This window comes from Halanaerobium praevalens DSM 2228, assembly GCF_000165465.1.
Lineage (GTDB): Bacteria > Bacillota > Halanaerobiia > Halanaerobiales > Halanaerobiaceae > Halanaerobium > Halanaerobium praevalens.
The window spans coordinates 1,208,613-1,230,245 of sequence record NC_017455.1; the positions used below are offsets into that span (position 1 = coordinate 1,208,613).

The window sequence follows — 21,633 nt, forward strand, 5'->3', positions numbered from 1 at the left end:
ATTATCGACTCAATTATATTATATTGAGGAGTAAAAGTAAAAGTTAATTAATGATTGAGATTATAATTTATTTAATTTTTTGACAAGAAGATCTTTTGACTAACTTAGTTGGTACAATAGTATTTTGAGGAGTTTTGATCTTTTTATTAATCACTCCAATTAAAAGTTCAGTTGCCTTATTACCTAAAAGATAGGTATTGATATCAACAGTTGTTAAAGGAGGAGAAATAATTTTAGACATTGGATTATTATTAAAACCAATTATCGAAATATCTTGTGGTATTTTTAAATTTAAATCATTAAGAGCTTGGATAATAGTATAAGCTATTATATCACTCATTCCATAAAAAGCAGTAATTTCTGGCTGAGTTTTAATTATATTTTGAGTGAGTCGATAAATACTTTGATGATCTATTTTAGCTGATTGAATAATTAATTCTTCTTTAACTCTTAAATTATTTTTAATAAAAGATTTTTTATAACCACTTAAACGATCTTGATTTACAGTATAATTAGTATCTCCCAAAATAATAGCAATCTTGTGGTGTCCTTTTTTAATTAAATAATCAACTACCTTTTCACTTGCAGTAATATTATCATTATTAACCCAATAATATTTATCTTTTGCCTCTGGTCGACCTACAATTACAAATGGGAAGTTTATTGTATTTAACTCCTTAATTAACTGATCATCTTTTTTAGCTCTCAAAAGTAAAACACCATCAATTTGTTTACTGCGCACTGCTTTTAAAACAGTTTTCTTTTCTTCTACTTCTCCATTACTGGTTAATAATAGCAGATTAAAACCTTTAGAATGGGCCAGAACTCCAATAGCTCTTAAAATCTCCGAATAAAAAGGATCAGCAAAAGCTTCTTCTGTTGAATAAGGAATTACTAAACCTAAATTGTGTGAACGCTGTTTAACTAAATTACGAGCATTAATATTAGGATGGTAACCAAGCTCATCCATTATCTTTTTAACTTTAACTTTAGTTTGCTCGCTAATTCTTGGACTATTATTAATTACTCTAGAAACAGTAGATGGAGCTACCCCAGCTTTTTTAGCTATATCTTTTAAAGTAGGCATTTTATCATCCTTTAACTCCACCTAAGGTTAAACCGCCAACTAAATAACGAGAAAGTAATAAGAAAATAGCCATAACTGGAATCATAATTAAAACAGAAGCAGCAGCAAATTGAGACCAGGCTGTATTAAATTCACCTGCTAAGTTTGTTAAACCAACAGGTAAAGTATATAAACTATTATCTGTCATTACAACCCTAGCTACCATATATTCATTCCAAGCTGTCATAAAAGAAAATAAAGCAGTAATTACTAAAGCTGGTTTAGCTAAGGGGAGAATGATTTTGTAAAAAGCCTGAAACTGATTTAAACCATCAACCAAAGCAGCTTCTTCTAAACTTTCAGGTATAGTATCATAATAACCTTTCATCTGCCAAACACATAAAGGTAAAGCAGTAGATGAATACATAATTATCAAACCAAGATGGGCTTTAGCCAGACCTAAAAAAGGAACAACTATTGTTTGTTGAGTTAAACCAAACTGTGATAAAAGTAAATACATTGGTAATAATAACATAGTAGCTGGAAACATTTGAGTTACTAAAAAGAAAGTTAATCCAGATTTACGCCCTGGAAATCTTTTGCGAGAAAAAACATAACCAGCTGTTGCTGCCAGAGAGACTCCAATTGTAACAGTAAAAAAAGTAACTAATAAAGAATTTCTAAGCCAAATTAAAAAATCTTTTTCAAAAATTAATTCTCGATAAGCTTTAAAAGTAGCATTTGGAGGAATAATTCTTAAGCTTTTAGAATGTAGTGCATCATCTGGTCTCAGTGAAGTTCCAAAAACTCTTAAAGCAGGGTATAAGGCAATAATTACAGATATAATTAAAATAAGATGAAAGACAATTTTTTTCCATTTAGAATCTTTTTTAACTGACATTTAAAAACCTCCTTTAATTTTCATTAATGTAATCAATAAAACTAATTGCCCAAACTAATAAAATAATAAAAATTATTAAAGAAAAAGCGGCTGCATAACCATAACGATAAAATTCAAAAGCTGAGCGGTAAACATGGGTAACTAAAATATCAATTTTATTTGTCAGAGTATTTTTAGTTAATAAGTAAATTACTCGCAAATTATTAAAAGTCCAAACTACTCCCAGAATAACTGCTGGTAACATAACTGGCTTTAATAAAGGCAAGGTAATATGTTTAATTTGCTGCCAGCTGTTAGCACCATCAATTTCTGCTGCTTCGTAAAAATTAGGATCAATGCTCTGGAGTCCACCTAAAGCAATCATCATCATAAAAGGTATTCCTAACCAAATATTAACAATTAGAGCAGCTATAAAACCAGTATTTGCCTGACTTAACCAAGCTACTCCTTCAACTCCTAATTTTCTTAAAAATAAGTTAACTGCTCCATAGCGATAATTAAACATTCCTTTCCAAATCAAAACTACAATGTATTGGGGAATGGCCCAAGGAATTACTAATAAAGTTCTATAAACAGATTTAAACATTAAATCTCGGTCAAGTATAATAGCATAAAAAATACCAAAACTAACATGAGCTGTAACATTAATAACAGTCCAGGCAACTGTTCTTAAAAGAATCAACCAAAAAGAACTTTCAGTAATAATTCGGACAAAATTTTCAAAGCCAATATAAGTCAAATCTCCATTTTGAATAAATTGTCGCATATTATACATATTTAGATTAGAAAAAGCTAATTTAAAATTATAAAAAAATGGATAAATAACTACAAATAAAACTACTAAAAAAGCAGGTAATAACATTAAATATGAAAATTTATGTTCTCTCCAAAAATCTTTTAAAGAAAAATTAGCTAAACCAGATTGAAAATTCAATTTTTGCTCAGACTCGTTCATCTAAATAACCTCCCATTATTTAGCCTAAAAGAAAGGGGGCTTTATTTAAACCCCCTCTTTTTAATTGCAATTAAAGTCTTTAATTAGCGCATACTTTTAATATTTTTTTCTGCTTCTTCTTGCATTTGTTCAGCTGCTGCCTCAGGTGTTAAATCATCACTCATCACACTTTGTAAAGCAGGTCTAATAGCATCCCAAATTCCTCTCATTTCAGGAATTACAGGCATTGGTCGTCCATTGCGTAAGGCTTTGGAAGACCCTTTCATAATTGGATCATTCTGAATTTGAGGTAATTGATATGCCTGAGCATTACTTGGTAAAAAGTTACTATCTACAAATAATTCTTGAGCTGCTAGATCTGTCATAAAATCAATAAATTTCAAAACAGCAATTTGTTTTTCTTGACTAAGATTTCTTAACATAATAAAGCCTTTACCACTTGTCATTGGCTGACCATATTTACCTGTTTTTTTAAATTTAGGTAAAGGTGCAACTCCTAAGTCAATATTATCATTCTGCTGATAACTATCAATTATCCAGTCACCACTAATTATAAAAGCCACATCGCCGTCTTTAAATAAGCTATCAGCCATTTTATCATCGGCTTCTTTGGGTACAATTTGATATTTATATTTAAGGTCATGGGCAAACTGTAAGGCGTCTACTGTTGCTTCAGTATTTAAAGTTGGATTATATTCTTCATCAAAAACCCAGCCTCCAAAACCACCTTGGAAAGTAATCCACCAAAAAGGTTCATTTAAATTATAAGCTAAACCATATTTATCAGCTAAACCATCTCCATCCTGATCAATAGTATTTTCTTGAGCAATGGCAATTAAGTCTTCCCAGGTTGCTGGAGGTTGATCGACAATATTTTTATTATACATTAACATTAAATGATTGCCCATTGTAACTGGAACTCCATAATTTTTACCGTTTAAACTCATTCCAGCTAAGGCAGAATTAATATATTTATTTTTCATTTTATCACTCATCAAATTATCAAGAGGTTGAGCTAAGCCCATTATTGAAAATGGTCCAATATGATCAAAAGGACTTAAAACTACATCTGGACCCTGTCCTCCCATATAAGCAGTTTGAGTATTTTGTCTTAAGTCTTCTACTCCTTGATGAGTAGCCTCAACCTTTATATTTGGATATTTAGACTCAAATTTTTTGATTAACCCGTCTGTCAAAACAGAGTCTAAAGTAGCATCAATTGACTCCCAGTATTTAATTGTTACTTTTTGACTTAGATCTTTTTGATCAAGGCTTTGAGAAGTAGTTTCTGCTAAAACTCCTAAACTTAGACTGCAAATTAAAATCAAAACTAAAATGGAAATTTTGAAAATTGAATTTTTCATTAATAATTCCTCCTTTAAATTTTGATAAATCTAAACTTATTCTATGGTAATTTTATTTATAAGAGCTGGAATTTTAATCTCCAGAGTCTTATCAGAATAAATAAAGTTAGTTATTTTTTGGCCATCAGCATAGATTTTATTTGGAGTCTGATGAAAATTATTAAAAATCAATTTATATCTTTTAAATTCTTGCTGATAATTATTAACTACTTGATCTATTTTAAAAACTAATTTATTTCCAGCAGATTGATAGTTGAATTCAGTCATCTTATAATTTCCATTTTGATAATCATAAGATAGACCATCATCATTATATAATTTATAATTTTCTCTGCTCTCAGATTGATCTAAAAATATATTTAGTTCTAATTTTTCCAGCTTTTTTTCTCCAATATAATTTAATTTTTCATTCAGAGGAATAATACTTCCAGCTTTAATAAAAATAGGCAATTTAGCCAAAGGAGCATCAATAATAATATATTTTTGGCCTTGATAAACTTTTTTATTCCAAAAATCAAACCATTTACCCTGGGGTAAATAGACCATTCTCTTTTTTTGATCAGGTTTATAAACTGGAGCAATTAGAATACTATCTCCAACCATAAATTGATCAGAAAGATTTTGACATTCCTCATCTGAGGGAAATTCCATAATTAAAGGTCTCAGCATCGGTAATCCAGTTTTAGAACTTTGATAAAAAAGATTATAAATATGAGTTATAAATTTATATCTTAATTCAATATATTTTTTAATAATTTTTTCATATTTAGGGCCAAAAGACCACGGTTCTTGCTGGATAGCCCTTACTTCACAATGATTTCTAAAAAAAGGCATAAAAGCTCCAAGTTGAGTCCAGCGGCATAATAGTTCACCATTACTATTACCAGTAAAACCACCAACATCTGTACCACAAAAATTTATACCAGAAAGTCCCATATTCATCAACATTGGCATTGCTAATTTAAGATGATCCCAAAAACTTCTATTATCACCAGTCCAAACAGCAGCATAACGCTGAATTCCCGCAAAACCAGCTCTTGTTAAAACAAATGGCCTCTCATTTTTTAAAGTTGATTTCAAACCTTTATAAGTAGCTTTATTTTCCAAAAAACCATATAAATTATGAAACTGACGGTGTGTTCCAATATCTCCATCATTTTGATGTATTACTTCAGTATCCATAGTATCTTTTTTATTAAAAACAGCAGGTTCATTCATATCATTCCAGATTCCTTTAACTCCTTGTTTAACAAAATCTTTTTGTAACTTAGCCCACCATTTCCTAACTTTGCTTTGAGTAAAATCGGGAAAAGCACAGTCCCCAGGCCAAACTTCATCTATAAATACTTTACCATCAAGATATTTACAGAAATAATCATTTTTTATTCCCTCTTGATATAATTTGTATTCTGGATCTTTTTTCACTCCAGGATCAATAATTGTAACTGGTTTAATTCCATTTTTATTTAATTTAGCTAACATAGTTTCTGGATTTGGAAATCGTTTTCGATCCCAAGTATAAATTTTATATTGATCCATATAGTGGATATCAAAATGGAAAGAATCACAAGGTATTTCTTTATTTCTAAAATCTGCTAAAAGAGATTCGACTTCAGCTTGAGGATAATAACTATATCGAGATTGATGATAACCAAGTGACCATTTAGGTGGTAAAGGCATTTTGCCTGTAATTTGAGTATATTTACTAACAACTTCTTTTAAAGATGGACCATTAATAAAATAATAATCTAATTTTCCACCTTCAGCCCAAAAAGAAAAATAAGCTTGACCTTCACTACCTAAATCAAAAAAACTTTTATATGAATTATCAAAGTAAATTCCGTAACTATTTTGACTATTAAAACTAATTAAAAAAGGTATTGACTGATAAAGAGGATCTGTATCACTAACATGAGGAACAAAGGTATCATGATTCCACATTTGATAACGCTTCCCTTTTTTATCTAGCCAGCCTGTTTTTTCACCTAAACCATAAAATCTTTCAGTATTTAAAAAAGATTTCCAGGCTCTAACTTTTTTGCCCTGCCAGCCTAAGGCATGTTTAGTATAATCTTGGTGAATTAACTCTCCTGCCTGATTAAAAACTTTAAGAGCAAATTTATCTTTTCTTATTTTAAGTACTAAACTACTTGTTTTAATAATAAGTTGATTTTCTTTAGATTGTATTTTGAAATCTTGATAATTTAAATTATGTTCTACTACTGCCTCAGTTCTTTTTAAATCTATTTTTTTAGTTAAGGGTACCATAATTAATCTAAAAATATCAGCTTTTAAAAATTTAATAATTAATTTAGCATTTTTAAATTTTAATTTTATTAAATTTTCTTTAATTTCATAATCTGAGATTGCCTTTAATTTGTCATAATCAGAACTTGTATCTTTAGTTTTAGTAGTTAATAAAGCTTGGCTGTTATCCATAAAACTTTCCCCTTTCAAAACTTAAACTAGAATTTAAAATTTGCGCAATCGTTTGCACAGTTTGCAAAAAAATAATAATCTTTTTATTTAATCCAATTATATATTAATATATAAATCTAAAATTTGCAAGTTTTCTAGCCATTTATTTTCAAATTATTTAAAAAATTCAATTTAAACATAAAAAACCTCCTCAATTAAAAACAAATCTAATTAAGCTGATTTGAGCTAAAATATGAGGAGATCTTTAAAACTAATAGTCTTTATTTAACTTTTATAGTTAACTTTGATATAAATTTTCAGCAATTTTTTGAATCTGTTCTAATTTTGTCAATTTATTCAACCATTTTTCTGGAATTGAATTATAGCCATAATAAGCACCTGCTAATTGACCAGTTACTGCTGCTACAGTATCTGAATCACCACCGAGATTAGCTGCTTTTAAAACAGCTTTTTCAAATGAATCACTATTTATAAAAGACCAAAGACTGGCTTCTAAAGTATTGATTACAAAACCATCTGATTTAATATCTTCTCTTTTTTTATTAAAAGCACCTTCTACTGCTTTAATTACTCTTTGATCTAAATTTAAGTCAGCTGCAGTATCTTTTAAAACTTTCTGCTTAAAAACTTTCATTTGAATCCGAGAATTAATAAACTGCTGTAATAAACCACCGAAATAACGGCAGCTATCAACAGCCATTTGATTATTATGAGTAGTTAAAGAACTTTTTCCAGAAAAATCAATTGCTTTTTCAAAATCATTTTTAAAATAAATTGGAACTGGAGCTAATCTCATCAAAGAACCATTACCAGCTGCTCTATCTCTTTGAGGTGGTAATTCTTTGTTTTCTGCAAAATATTCTAAAGATCTAGCTGTATTTGCACCTATACTAAAGCATTCTCCAGTTGAACTCAAATAACCTTCTTCATACCATTTAAGATATTTATGACATTGATTTTCAAGATCATAACCCTTTTCACTTAAGCTTTCTGCTAAACAAAGAGCCATTGAACTATCGTCTGTCCAAAAACCTGCTGCAAGAGCATTAGGCCCACCTGCTCTCATATCTTTAAGTTTAGGAAAAGAATCTCTTTTTTTAAATTCAACTGCTGCTCCAAGTGCATCTCCAATTATTAAGCCAAAAAAAGAACCAAAAGCTTTATTTTTTCTCTCTTTTTCAATTTCTTGCATTAATTCTTGATTATCAGATGGAGTTTGATTCATTTAATTTCACCTCTTATTTTCCAAATATATTTTTAATTTTATTTGTTGCATCTAAGAGTGGACTAATAGAATCATCATAATTAACTGTATCAATTAAAAGTGATATCAGTTTTGACATATCAACTTCTTCAAACCATTCTGCCTGCTTAAACTTTTCTGGAATATAAGTTAAGTTAGTAGAGAATAATTTAGAAATATAACCTTTTTCATAGTATTCATCCATTTTCTCTATTCCATTAGTAAAGAAGGTAAAAGACACTGCTACATAAATATTTCTAGCATTTTTTTGTTTTAACTCTTTCGCAATATCAAAAACTGAACCACCAGAAGCAATCATATCATCAACGATTAAGATATCTTTACCTGCTACTTCAGCTCCCATATACTCATGCTGAATAATTGGATTTCTACCATCTACAATTTTTTTATAATCTCTACGTTTATAAAAAAGACCAACATCTAAACCTAAAACACTGGCATAATAAATAGCCCGATCCATAGCTCCAGTATCTGGAGAAATAACCATCATTTGTTCATTACCAAAACAAACTTCTTCATCTAAGCCATTCATTGCTTTAATAATTTGATAAGTAGAATGTAGACTCTCAAAACCTGTTTGTGGAATAGCATTTTGAACTCTAGTTTCATGTGCATCAAAAGTAAAAATATTTTCTACTCCTAATTTCTCTAATTCTTGTAATGCCATAGCACAGTCTAGAGATTCTCTTGTATTTCTTTTATCCTGACGACTCTCATACAAAAGTGGCATAATAATATGTATCCGTCTAGCTTTACCTGCAATAGCTGAAATTAAACGCTTTACATCCTGAAAATGGTCATCAGGACTCATTCTATTTTCAATTCCAAACATATTATATTTCACATTATAATTGCCAATATCAGCTAAAATAAAAATATCTTTACCACGAATAGATTCTTTTAAGTGTGCTTTTGCTTCCCCATTAGCAAAGCGAATAATATCACTGTCAATAATATAAGAATCCTTAATTTCATCTAAGTGATATTCACTACATCTATCTGAAAACTCCTCTCTTCTCCTGTTTACAATATAATCGTCAACTTTCTGCCCAAGCTCTTTACAGCTTTTATGTACAATAACTCCTAGCTGCCCAAATGGTATTTTGGTTATCTTTTGTTCTTCCACTTTAATATTAACACCTCATTTATATATTTTTTTCTTGCCACTACTATTATTTCAAGATTAATTTATAAAACCCTTTTTCTATCGCAAATTAAAACAAAGTTTATATATTAATTATATTCTTACATTAAAAATATTATAAAAAATTACAATTAAATTAAATAAATTAAAAATGTTTTTGCTAAACCTAAAAATACAAAAAAGCCAAAAACATCAGTAACGGTTGTTAAAAAAATGGCTGATGCTAAAGCTGGATCAATTCCTAATGATTGGAGAGCAAGTGGAATTAAAAAACCAAACATGCCAGCAATTAATAAATTTAAAATCATTGCTAAAAAGATAATTAAACCTAAATAATAATTGCCATACATTAGATATAAAATAAAACCAGTCACTAAACCTGTGGCTGCACCATTAATTATACCAACTAAAGCTTCCTTAAATAACAATTTCCAATTATCTTTAAAATCTATTTCTCCTAAAGCAATACCTCTAATTACAATTGATAAAGTTTGAGTACCTGCATTACCTCCCATTCCAGCTACTATTGGCATTGCAGCAGCTAAGGCAACAACCTGTGAAATAACATCTTGAAATAAGGCAACAGTAAAAGTAGCTAAAAAAGCTGTGGCTAAATTAATAAACATCCAGGGCAATCTACTTTTAACAGATTTTAATAAGCTAGTATCAGAACTCTCTTCTTCATCAACACCATGCATTTTATACAAATCTTCTGTGTTTTCAGCTTCAATTACATCAATAATATCATCAACTGTTATAATTCCAACTAAAATATCACTTTTATTGACTACCGGAATTACTGTTAAATCATATTTAGCAACTTGCTGAGCAACGATTTCCTGATCAACATCAACAGCTACTTTAATTAAATTATCAGCCATTAAAGATTCTAATTTTTTATCATCAGCTGAACTCAAAATATCTCTTAAGTCAACTCTACCAACTAATTTTTTATTATTATCAGAAATAAAAATTGTATCTATAATTTCAGTATCAGGAGCAATATTTTTTATTTTTTTTAAAGCTTCTGTAGTAGTTAAATTTTTATTTAATAATAAATATTCAGTTGTCATTATTCCACCAGCAGATTCTTTATCATATCCCAGCAAATTTCGAACTACTAAGGCATCATCTTGTTTCATATGTCTTAATAATTCTTTTCTTTTGCGAATAGTTAATAAGCCTAAAATATCAGTAATATCATCAGCTGCCATATGAGAAAAAATCTCAATTATTGCTTGTGAACTCTTAGTTTTTAAAATATCAATTTGTAAATCTTCTTCTGCTTCTTCAAAAATATCAGCCAAATTCTCAGTTTTTAGTAATCCAGTAAATTCCTTTAGCCTAGAACTATCTAGTTCTGAAAGAGCCTCAGCAATATCAATTGGATGGTGTTCTTCTAACCATTTTTCTTTAAATTTTTCTTCCTCTTTAAGATGTTTATTTATATCTGCTTTTATGTTATTATTTTTTTCTACCATTTAAGCACCTCCAGTCAAATAATTTTAAAACATCTACTTTTTATTATAACAGTAAATAGAAAGAGATAAAAGGATCTTAAGCTATTTTCTCAATTATTATAAATATAATCAAATTTATGTTATAATTAAAATAGTTTAACTTAAAATTATTAAAAAAAGAAAGGATTGTTAAGTTGTGGATAAAAATACTACTTTAAAAGATTTATTAGCAAAATATAGCGAAATGGTTGATTTTAAGGCAGGGGAAAAACTATTTGACTATGAAGAAAAAGCTGATAAAATCTATTTTATTTTAAGTGGTTTAATTAGAGTATTTATAAAAGATAAAAATGAAACAAAAGAAATTAAAAGAAATAAAAATGGAGATTTTGTAGGAGAAACAGCCTTTACAGCTGCTAAATATAGTTCACAAGCAAAAGTTCATTTAGATAGTACAGTTTTAAAATTTAAAGTAGCTGATTTAAGAAAAATAATGGAGAATAATAATGAATTCGCCAATAAAATGATTAATAATCTTGCTAATTATATCGAAATATTACAAAGTAAAGATCAGATTCAGCTGACTCCTATCGCTGAGATTGATAAAAAAATTGCAAATGAAAAAGAAATTAAAAAAAATATTGAGACTAAAAAAAGTAAAAAATCATATGTTAAAAAAGCAGCTTCTGAAATCAAAAAATCAAATTTCTTTTATTTAGAAGGCCATAGCACTTATCATCAAAAAGCTAAAGCAAATGATCAATATTATCTTTATGATAAAGAAATAGAATGTCCTGTTTGTTCAACTGAGCTTGCTATCAAAAAATTAAGGAATTCTAGACTGCGAGTTTATGATATCAGAGCAGATTTAAGACCTATTTACAAAGACTTTAATCTCTATTATTACAGTGTTATTAGCTGTACCAATTGTCTTTTTACAGCCCGTCGCAAAGATTTCTTTGATTTTTCTAAAAGAAAAAGGAAAAAAATTAAAAATAATTTCAAAAAAATAATCACTAAAGAACTAAATTCTAAATTTAAAGTCAATTATAGTCAACCTAGATCTATCAATGAAGCTTTTGATGCCCATTATTTGGCGCTAAAATTATATAATTATTTAGATTTAGATAATGATAAAAGAGCTTTTCTATGGCGTGAATTAAGCTGGATGTACGAAGATTTAGAAGAAGAAGATTTAGCAAATAAAGCTTCTTTAGCTGCCTTAGAAAATTTAGAAGAATTTTATTTTCAAGATGATAGTAGTACCTCAAAAAAAGAAAGTGATAATTTAAGTCTTTTATTGGCTGTTTTATATTATAAACATGGACAAGCTAATAATGCTCTACCTTTATTAGATAATTTAATTAGAGATTCTCGAGTTCATTTGCGCCAAAAAAATAAAGCTAGAGAATTATTTCAAAAAATTAGAGAAGAACAAAAGCAAAAATAAAGCAAAAAAAGTGCGGTTTCCGCACTTTTTTACTTTCCTTTATAAACTTAAATAATTAAATAATTTTTGCGAACTACTTAATTCAAACTTGCCTGAATCTAATTTCCAGAATTGAATTGAATTAGAAATTTCAGCTAAATAAGATATGAGTTTGGGATGACAAGTCAAAATAAAAATTTGGTGTTTTGGAGCCAAAGTAGCAATTAATTTAAGGGTATTATAAAGATGTTGACTATCAAAATTAACCAAAGCATCATCTAAAAAGAGTGGTAAACTTGGTTTTATTTCTTTAATTCTACTGATCCTTAAAGCTAAAAATAATTGTTCTAAACTACCCTGACTTAATTCTTTTATACTTGTGATTTTTTTACCAGCTTTAGTTTTAAGTTTAAAATCCTGCTTTGTAAAATCTGCTGTTGTTTCTAATTTCTGATAATTTAATTCACTAATCTGATTCAAAATATCAGTAGCTGGTTTTAATAATTCTTTTTCTGCTTTTTTAATCATTTCTGATCTTAATTTTTTAAAAAGAAATTTAGTAGTTTGATTAAGTGCATATCTATCAGCTTTTTTCTCTAAATCATTTTGAGCTGAACTAATTTTAGTTTGAGCCTGTTCAAGTTTAGCTGAAGTTGACAACTCTTTTATTTTATTTTTTAAAGTTGTAATTTTTTCTTCTAGCTTCTCTTTTCTTGCTTTTAATTTGGTCAAAGTTTTAACAATATTTTTATTTTCTTTTTCTACAGCTTCCAAATCAGCAAATTGAGTTTTAAATTTCACTAAAGCCTGATAATTATTTTTATTTTTTATAAGATTATTGAGGGCTTTTTTTATTTCTGCAGCAGCATTTAAACTATAGCTTATTTGATCTTTTTTAGTTTGATAATTAATAACCAATTCTTTTAATTTATTTGCCAAAGCCAATTTTTCTAATAAAATCTGACTTTTAGAGCTTAAATAATTTGCTTTGCTTAAATTAAAATCAAAATCTGAATTTAAATATTTATTTAACTGCTGAGTAAAATTATAGATCTTATTTAATTCTGATTTCAAATTTTCTTTTTCTTTTTCATTTTCTTTTTCTTCTAATTTTAAATTTTGATAGCTTCTTTTTTTAGTTTTAATCTCTTTAAAATAAGAAGCTAATAAATAAAAATCAGAATTCAAATCTAAACCTAATTTTTTAGCTATTTCTGTTAAATAAGCTTTTATTTGCTTTTTTTCTTTTATTTTACTAGCTAATTCTAAATTTAAGTCTTTTAATTTTGTGTTTTTATGTTTTATTTCTATTTTTAAATCTTTTTTATTTTGAGCTTCAAACTTAGCATTTTTATAATTTGAAGCATAATAAATATAAGCTGTTAACAGGGAAATTAAGCTGAAATATTTAATTTGATCATAATCTAAAAAAAGAGATAAAGCTAAAATTAAAAAAGAAATAAATAAAATAAAATAAGTTTTTTTCAAAATTACAGCTGGAGCTTTTCTTTTAAAATTTAATAATTTATTTTCTTTTACTTCAATCTCAGTTTTTAACTCAGTAATTTTGTTTTTTAGCTCTTCTATTTCTTTTGCTAATTTTGTTTTTAATTTTAAATTTTGAGTTAATTTTTTTTCTTTAATTAAATCTAATTTTATTGCTTCTAAATTAGTAAAAGGAGCTTTCCAATTTGAATTAATTTCTTTTAAATCTAAAATTAAATTATCATATTTTTTATTTATTTTTTCTTCAATAAAATAATAATTTTCTATTTTTTCATCTAAAAACTTTATTTTTTGATTATAGTTTGTAATTTTTTCTTTATTTGCTTGAATAAAATTAATTAGCTTTTTTAATTTCTGCTCTAATTTTAAATTAGTTTTAGTATTATCAGTTTGATAATTACTCTGTTTTTTAATTTCTAATTTTATAACTTCTATTTGCTGAAGAGTTTTATAATTATTCATTAATAAATCAACTAAAATATACTTATTTTCATTTTCTGTTATTTTAGTTTTAATATTGGCTAATTCTGCTTTTTTATTTACTAATAACTCTCTTTTATTTTTAAATTCACTTACTTCCAGTAATGCTTCTGCTCTTAAATCTTGGCCAGTTTTAATTTCTTTAAAATAAGGTTTAAAAGAAGCCACAGCTGGATCACCTAAAATTCCTCCAATTGTTTTAGCTTGCTTAAAATATTTAGCAGCTAATTCTGGTATTTTGCTTAACTCAGATATTCCTGCTCCTAATAATAAAGAATATAAACTCTTTTTTTCTTTTTTACCTTTTGCAATTTGAGCTAAACTTTGTAATTCATTTAAACTAATTGTATATAACTGCTGATAACTTTGGGGATCTAAATTGTTAAATATTTGAGCTGGATCATAATTTTTATGTTTTTTATCCTTTATTTTAGGAGCTGAAAAACCTGTTAAATTCAAATTATAATCCTTATTTTTTCTTTCTAGATCTACTTCTATATAATATTCATTTTTAGCTTGCGGAAGTGAATTTTTAGCAGTTAAACCAAAAGGTAAATACTGCATTAATTTTAAAAAAGTACTTTTACCTGCTCTATTTTTCCCACCAATTACAACTATATTCTTAGATAATTCATTTAAATGTTGATTAGCAAAAATACCAAAATCACGAATATAAATATTTTTATAATGCATCTAATCAGCTCCCTCTAACAATTCAGAAATTATATTATTTTTAGCTTCTCTTAAAATTTCTCTAATTATTTTTTGATCCGGATAAAACTTGAAATTAGATCGATTTTCTGAATCAGAACTTCCATTCCATATTTCTCCCCATTCTGCTAAAAGCTCAGCTTCTAAGTCAGGATCAGTTTTTATTCTATTAATCAAATCATCTAAATGTTGATAAATAGGATTATTTTCTAATTCAGCTGCCAAAGAATCTAAAGCAGGAGCTGTTTTTAAATAAAGTGAATTAGGATATAAATACGGTTCTTTTTCTAAACACCTATTTTTAAGATAATCTTTTAAAGTAGCAGCAATTTCTGCTCTATTATTTTCAAGATAATTATTTATTTCACTTCGACCTTTAATTAAAATTCTTAAAATCACTGCCTTAATTTGATATTTATTATTTTGATTTTTTATTTTTAAGTTTTTGCTTAAACTCTCAGTTTTTTCGGCTAAAAGTATTTGTAAATCACTTAGATTTTCAATTTTCTTTTCTTTTTCTAATTCAATTTCTAGTTTTTGAAAAATAACTGGAGCCAAAGATATAAATTGTTCTTTTATTTTTAAATTTTGATCAACTTCTACTAAAATTGCCCCTTTTACGCCTTCTTCGCGAATATTATGAGCTTGTAAAGTACCAGGAAAAAAGATAGCTGGATTTTCTTTTTTTATTTTTTGATATTGATGTAAATGACCTAAAGCCCAATAATTAATATTTTTTTTAGTTAAAAGCTCAGTCTTATTAGTTGGCACATAACGCTTATTATTTTTATTTAAGGCTGTATGTAATAAAGCTATATTAAAAACAGATTGATCTGGAGCATTATAATTTTGATACATTTTTCTAGCTTCAAATTTTTGCTGATAGGATTGACCTAAAATTCTAGCTTTTAATTTAGAATTTTTATAATAATTTTTGATTTCAACTTCAGTACTAGAAAAGTAAAAAACATTAGCAGGTAAAGAAAATACTTCTTTTTCCACCCCTGCTGGATCATGGTTGCCAGATATAATATATATTTTAATATTTTTTTGTTCTAAATATTTAGCCTGTTTTAAAAAAAAGCGGCTAGCCTTAATTGATCTTGCTGCCTGATCATAAAGGTCACCAGCTATTAAAATAAAATCAACTTCTTCTTTTATGGCTAAATCTACTAAATTTTGCAAAGCTTTCTTAGCGGCCTGCTGCAGTATTTGCTTTAGCTTCTTATTTTCTGGTTGGTTATAACTTAAGTTTTGTCCCAAATGAATATCAGCTGTATGAATAAATTTTATTTTTTCTGCCATCTTTAACTCCCTCTTTAAATTTTATCTCTTTAAACTATTTTTTAAATTTTTATTATTGACTATAATCTCTTTCAGTTCTATTTTCCCATTTAGCAAAAAACCAGCTAAAAACAAAAATTTGAATTGTTACTTCTGGTATTCTAATTAAATGTTCTGTTAAAGACAAATCTGTATAAATGAAGCCTTCAATTGAACCTGGGATTGGAGCAACCGCCCCAACTAAAGAGAATCCCCAAATTAAACAAAATAGTTTAAGCCAATTATAATCACTTTTTATAATAATTTGATAAAATGGATATAAAATAAAAGCAAAAAAAGCAGCTCTAAAGATTTGAAAAAAAGGTGCCCATTGAATAATCTTTGCAGCTGGATCCCGAAAATTAGAAAACTCTTCAATCTGAATAAAAGCACTAGCATAATTCTCAAAATTCATAAAAATGACTCCAATAAAAATATAAGTTAGAACATAAACAAGAATAAAACGAATTGTAAAATAAACTAATTTTTTAGATGGTTTTAACATTTTATTCCCCTTCTTTTAATATGATAAAGCCCATCTGCAATTTATAATTTACAGATGGGCCTCTAAATTAAGTTTAAACTTAATTTAATTTATTCTAATTCTAAAATTAATTCTCCTGATTCAAGCTGCTGACCTGCTTGAGCATGAATAGCTACTACTTTAGCTGCTTTAGGAGCAGTTATATTAGTTTCCATTTTCATAGCTTCCATAATAACTAAACTTTGATTTTCTGCAACTTCTTCCCCTTCTTCAACTAAAATTTCAACAATATTACCAGGGAGACTAGCTCCAATCTCCATTTCATTTTTGGGATCAGCCATCTGTTTAGCTTGAGAATCATTAGCAGCTGTACTTGCTTCATCATAAACTTTGATTTCTCTTCTAAAACCATTAACTTCAAAATCAAGTCGACGATAACCCTGAGAATTAACTTTACCTATTTCTAAGAGTTTAATTACAAGTGTATTACCTTCTTCAACCTTTATTTCACTAGTTTCACCTTCTCTAAGAGCATGGAAATAGACATCACTTCCCATATGACTTAAATCTCCATATTCTTTAAGATAAGCTAAATAATCCTTATACACTTTTGGATAAAGGGCATAAGCTAATAAGTCTTTTTGACTTGGCTTAAAATCATATTCTGCTTCTAACTCAGTTTTTGCTGCTTCAAAATCATAAGCAGGCAGTAAAGTCCCTGGTCTAACTGTTATAGGCTCTTCACCTTTGAGTACAATTTCTTGTAGTTCTTTTGGGAAACCCCCAGGAGGCTGACCAAGCATTCCTTTAAAGTAAGCTTCTACAGAATCAGGAAAAGCCATATTTTTTGCCTTTTCACAAATATTAGCAGGAGTTAAATCATTTTTAAGCATAAAAATTGCTAAGTCTCCTACAACTTTGGAAGAAGGAGTAACTTTAGGAATATCTCCTAACATAAAGTTTACTTTACAATACATTTCTTTAAACTCTTTAAAGCGATGACCTAAACCTAGACTTGCCACCTGTGGTTTTAAATTAGAATATTGACCACCTGGAATTTCGTATTTATAAATTTCTGCTGTTCCAGACTTTAATTCTGATTCAAATTGAAAATAAACAGGTCTAACTGCTCCCCAATAGTTTGATATTTTCTGCATATCTTCTAGATTCATTTCTGGATCACGATAAGTATTAGTTAAAGCTGCTACAATTGAATTTAATGGTGGTTGACTTGTTAAACCAGCCATAGTATTAAAAGCAGTATCTATAATGTCTACCCCTGCTTCTGCAGCCATTAAAAGGGTTGCTCCACCATTACCACTTGTATCATGTGTGTGTAAATGAATTGGAATTGAAATTTCTGCTTTTAAAGCTTTAATTAGTTCATAAGCAGCATATGGCTTTAAAAGTCCTGCCATATCTTTAATTCCTAAAATATGAGCTCCCATTTCCTCAATTTTTTTAGCTAAATCTAAATAATAATCTAAGTCATACTTATCTCTTTGATCATCTAGAATATCACCTGTATAGCACATTGAAACTTCAGCTATTTTACCTTGCTTAATAACTTCAGCCACTGAAACTTCCATTCCTGGTAACCAGTTTAAAGAATCAAAAATTCTAAAAACATCAATTCCAGATTTAGCAGCTTCAGCTACTAATTTTTTAATTACATTATCAGGATAATTTTTATAGCCAACTCCATTTGAACCTCTTAAAAGCATTTGAAATAAGATATTTGGTATTTTTTCTCTTAATCTTTTTATTCTATCCCAAGGAGACTCTTTTAAGAATCTATATGCTACATCAAAGGTTGCTCCACCCCACATTTCAAGTGAAAATAGATCTTTAGCCAAGTGTGATGTTGCCTCAGCAATTTTTTCCATATCAATAGTTCTCATTCTAGTTGCCATTAAAGACTGGTGAGCATCTCTATAAGTTGTATCTGTCAAAAGAATTTTTTCTTTATTTTTTATCCAGTTAATTACAGCTTCTGGTCCACCTTGATCTAAAATTTGTTTTGTTCCTTCTAGACCATCAATTTTTTCAAATTCTGGTACTTTTGGTACATCAAATTCTGGTTTATGACCTCTAGTTTCATTAACAATTTTTTCTCCTAAATAACTTAGGATTTTTTGTTCTTGATCAGAACCAGGGATAATATCCAATAATTCTGGGTTTTTAGCTATAAAACTAGTATTACAATCTCCTTTTTTAAATTCACTGTGATTTAAAACATTAATTAAAAAAGAAGCATTTGTTTTAACACCTCTAACTTTAATTTCTTCAACTGAGCGAATAGCTTTTCTAATTGCATCTTCAAAACTACGCGACCAGGATACTGTTTTAACTAAAAGACTATCATAATAAGGGTTAATTATAGCTCCTGTATAACCATTTCCACCATCAAGCCTAATTCCATAACCTGAACCAGTTCTATACTGATCAAGTCGACCTGTATCTGGAATAAAGTTATTAGCTGGATCTTCAGTAGTAACTCGACACTGAATAGAATAACCATTCATTTTGATAGATGCTTGAGAAGGAATATTTATTTTTTTAGAAGCTAAACTATAACCTTCTGCAATTAAAACTTGAGCCTGAACTATATCAATCCCAGTTACCATTTCACTAACTGTATGTTCAACTTGAATTCTCGGATTTACTTCAATAAAGTAATGATTATTGGCTTGGTCAACTAAAAATTCAACTGTACCAGCATTTTTATAACCTGCACCTTCACATAATTTAAGTGCATCTTGCAAAATTTCTTCTCTTTTTTGGTCACTTAAAGAGACAGCAGGTGTAAACTCTACAATTTTTTGGTGACGTCGCTGGATTGAGCAATCTCTTTCAAATAAATGCACAATATTACCTTGCTCATCACCTAAAATTTGAACTTCTATATGTTTTGGAGCTTCTAAATATCTTTCTACAAAAATATCATCAACTCCAAAAGCTTTACGGGCTTCTTCTTTAGCATCTCTAAACTGAGAAATTAGTTCTTTATCTGAGCGAACAATTCTCATTCCTCGGCCACCACCACCAGCAGCAGCTTTGAGCATTAAAGGATAACCATGTTTTTCAGCAAACTTTTTTATTTCATCTTCTTTTTTTATCGGTTTTTCTAAACCTGGAATTGTAGGTACCCCAAATTCTTGTGCTAAAATTTTAGATTTTATTTTATCACCTAATTTTTCCATCACTTCTGCATCAGGTCCAATAAATTTTATTCCAGCTTCTTCACACTGACGAACAAATTCTGGGTTTTCTGCTAAAAAGCCATAGCCAGGATGAATTGCATCAACATCTTTTTTCAAAGCTAAATCAATAATTTCATCAATAGCTAAATAGGCCTCAATTGGACCTTTATTATTTCCAATTTGATAAGCTTCATCAGCTTTAGTTCTAAAAAGGGCAGTTCTATCCTCCTCAGAGTAAATTGCTACAGTTCTAATACCTAATTCTTTACAGGCTCTAATTACTCTAATCGCAATTTCTCCACGATTGGCTACTAAAACTCTCTTAAACTTTTTCGTCATACAATAATCTCCCTTCGTTATTAATAAAGTTTTATATTCAATAAATTCTACCTAAATTTGGTAGAAAATATCAGCAAAATAATTTTAGTCAGCCATAACTGACCAAAAGTCTAATTTGGATACTGTAAGATATTATAACATAATTATCAGATAATATCTAATCAAAAAAACAATTAATATTTAGTTTTAAATTATTTATTTTTATTTGTGTGAAGGATATTTTTTAGATTTAAAGAATATAAATATTAGATAGCAAAAGTAAGACTGTTAAAGAGGTGGCGAAAAATGAAAAGAATAAATAAGTTAAGTCAAAATTTAAAAGCGCTGATCTCTTTTGATTTAATAATATTATTTATAAAAAGAGTTTATCAAAAAGCAAAAGAAAATGATATTTTTATTCATGCGATGGGAATGGTCTATATAACTACTCTTTCGATTGTTCCTTTTTTAATTTTTTCTTTTTATATTATAACCATTTTTAATTTTTTTGGTAAAGTTAATATTATTATTGATGAAGTTAAATCATTAATTTTAACTAATTTAGCTGCAGGCACTGGTGAAAGCTTAATTGATTATTTAGAAGTCTATATTTTAAATGTTGATTTAGAGCAATTAGGTACTATTAGTTTTGTTTCTTTAATTTTTATTATTGTTTTTATGCTGGCCCGAGTAGAAATGACTTTCAATAATATCTGGAATTTAAAAGAACATCGTGATTTATTCAAAAGATTTGTTTCTTTTTGGACTTTTATTACTTTAGGAACTTTTTCTATAACTCTTTTATTAACTTTGAGCTTGCTTTTTGTAGAGAAATATTTAGGCTTATGGCTTAGTGGTGATCAAATAAGTCAAAGTAATATTTTAAGTCACATTCTATTTTCTTTTAATTTTTTATTTTTTATCAGTATTTATTATTTTGTTCCAAATACAGATGTAAAACCAAAAGCAGCTATTTTAGCAGGTCTATTTAGTGGATTACTGTTTATCTTATCAAAAAACTTATATGCTATTTATACAGCTAATATTATAACTTATAATCAGATTTATGGACCTTTATCAATAATTCCTATTTTTCTACTCTGGCTCTATTTAATTTGGTTAATTATATTGTTAGGAGCTGTTATTTCTTATGTCTTACAAAACATTTCCAGTCTGAAATATTTAATTAAACAAAAAAAGATTAATCAAAGTTTAAAAGCACTTATTCCTACTGCTATTTTATTAGCCCTATATAAAAATTATGATAAGGACCATTCTCAACCCTTAACTTTTAGTGATTTATTAACTAAGATTAAACTCCCAGCTGAAGACATTAAAGCAGCAATAAAAAAGTTAAAAAATAAAAATATTATAGTAGAAACAGAAAATGGTGGATTTTTAGCTTTAACTAAGGCAGATAAAATATCAATTTGGGATAGTTATTATGCTAATTACTCAAAGCAAGATTTTATTATTGAAGATATTTTTAAAGATCAAGAAATGCAAAAATTATATAAAAAAATTAAAGAAAAAGAAAAAAAGAATTTTGAGAAACTTAATTTTGCCGATTTTTTAAATTAATTTTC

At 27.9% G+C, this 21,633-nt stretch carries 14 protein-coding genes; 2 read left to right on the forward strand and 12 right to left on the reverse strand.

Annotation, left to right across the window (positions count from 1 at the left end; genetic code table 11):
- Window positions 1–67: 67 nt before the first annotated feature.
- From HPRAE_RS05645 to mgtE, 8 genes are all read right to left on the reverse strand, one after another.
- Window positions 68–1,087 (reverse strand): LacI family DNA-binding transcriptional regulator, encoded by a 1,020-nt coding sequence (locus tag HPRAE_RS05645; RefSeq protein ID WP_014553270.1) that lies wholly within the window; start codon window positions 1,085–1,087, stop codon window positions 68–70.
- 4 nt (window positions 1,088–1,091) lie between these two features.
- Complete coding sequence (locus HPRAE_RS05650) at window positions 1,092–1,967, reverse strand: sugar ABC transporter permease (protein WP_014553271.1); 876 nt, start codon at window positions 1,965–1,967, stop codon at window positions 1,092–1,094.
- Window positions 1,968–1,980: 13 nt separating this feature from the next.
- Window positions 1,981–2,922, reverse strand: a complete 942-nt coding sequence (locus HPRAE_RS05655) for a carbohydrate ABC transporter permease (protein WP_014553272.1) — start codon at window positions 2,920–2,922, stop codon at window positions 1,981–1,983.
- Window positions 2,923–3,005: 83 nt separating this feature from the next.
- Entirely contained in the window at window positions 3,006–4,286 is a 1,281-nt protein-coding gene (locus HPRAE_RS05660; protein ID WP_014553273.1) for an extracellular solute-binding protein, read from the reverse strand.
- Window positions 4,287–4,322: 36 nt separating this feature from the next.
- Window positions 4,323–6,725: a glycoside hydrolase family 31 protein gene (locus tag HPRAE_RS05665; protein WP_014553274.1), complete on the reverse strand. Its 2,403-nt coding sequence runs from the start codon at window positions 6,723–6,725 to the stop codon at window positions 4,323–4,325.
- Between the two features lie 277 nt (window positions 6,726–7,002).
- Complete coding sequence (locus HPRAE_RS05670) at window positions 7,003–7,950, reverse strand: ADP-ribosylglycohydrolase family protein (protein WP_014553275.1); 948 nt, start codon at window positions 7,948–7,950, stop codon at window positions 7,003–7,005.
- A 13-nt stretch (window positions 7,951–7,963) separates the two neighbouring features.
- The gene (locus HPRAE_RS05675) at window positions 7,964–9,115 is read right to left on the reverse strand and encodes a ribose-phosphate pyrophosphokinase (protein ID WP_014553276.1); all 1,152 of its coding nucleotides are present in this window, start codon (window positions 9,113–9,115) and stop codon (window positions 7,964–7,966) included.
- Between the two features lie 149 nt (window positions 9,116–9,264).
- Window positions 9,265–10,614: a magnesium transporter gene (mgtE, locus tag HPRAE_RS05680; RefSeq protein ID WP_014553277.1), complete on the reverse strand. Its 1,350-nt coding sequence runs from the start codon at window positions 10,612–10,614 to the stop codon at window positions 9,265–9,267.
- A 175-nt stretch (window positions 10,615–10,789) separates the two neighbouring features.
- On the opposite strand from mgtE, the gene HPRAE_RS05685 reads away from it, so the two are divergent.
- The gene (locus HPRAE_RS05685; RefSeq protein WP_014553278.1) at window positions 10,790–12,043 is read left to right on the forward strand and encodes a DUF2225 domain-containing protein; all 1,254 of its coding nucleotides are present in this window, start codon (window positions 10,790–10,792) and stop codon (window positions 12,041–12,043) included.
- A gap of 39 nt (window positions 12,044–12,082) precedes the next feature.
- On the opposite strand, the gene HPRAE_RS05690 is transcribed toward HPRAE_RS05685, so the two are convergent.
- The 4 genes from HPRAE_RS05690 to HPRAE_RS05705 all read right to left on the reverse strand — a co-directional run bounded on the left by HPRAE_RS05690 (window position 12,083) and on the right by HPRAE_RS05705 (window position 20,068).
- A complete protein-coding gene (locus tag HPRAE_RS05690; RefSeq protein ID WP_014553279.1) occupies window positions 12,083–14,701 on the reverse strand; it encodes an AAA family ATPase in 2,619 nt (872 codons plus the stop codon).
- Window positions 14,702–16,024 carry a metallophosphoesterase family protein gene (locus HPRAE_RS05695; RefSeq protein WP_014553280.1) on the reverse strand — a complete coding sequence of 441 codons (1,323 nt, stop codon included), beginning with the start codon at window positions 16,022–16,024 and terminating at the stop codon, window positions 14,702–14,704.
- Between the two features lie 52 nt (window positions 16,025–16,076).
- Window positions 16,077–16,547: a hypothetical protein gene (locus tag HPRAE_RS05700; protein WP_014553281.1), complete on the reverse strand. Its 471-nt coding sequence runs from the start codon at window positions 16,545–16,547 to the stop codon at window positions 16,077–16,079.
- Between the two features lie 89 nt (window positions 16,548–16,636).
- A complete protein-coding gene (locus HPRAE_RS05705) occupies window positions 16,637–20,068 on the reverse strand; it encodes a pyruvate carboxylase (protein ID WP_014553282.1) in 3,432 nt (1,143 codons plus the stop codon).
- A 285-nt stretch (window positions 20,069–20,353) separates the two neighbouring features.
- Between HPRAE_RS05705 and HPRAE_RS05710 the strand changes: the two genes are divergently transcribed.
- Window positions 20,354–21,628, forward strand: a complete 1,275-nt coding sequence (locus HPRAE_RS05710) for a YihY/virulence factor BrkB family protein (RefSeq protein ID WP_014553283.1) — start codon at window positions 20,354–20,356, stop codon at window positions 21,626–21,628.
- Window positions 21,629–21,633 lie beyond the last annotated feature (5 nt).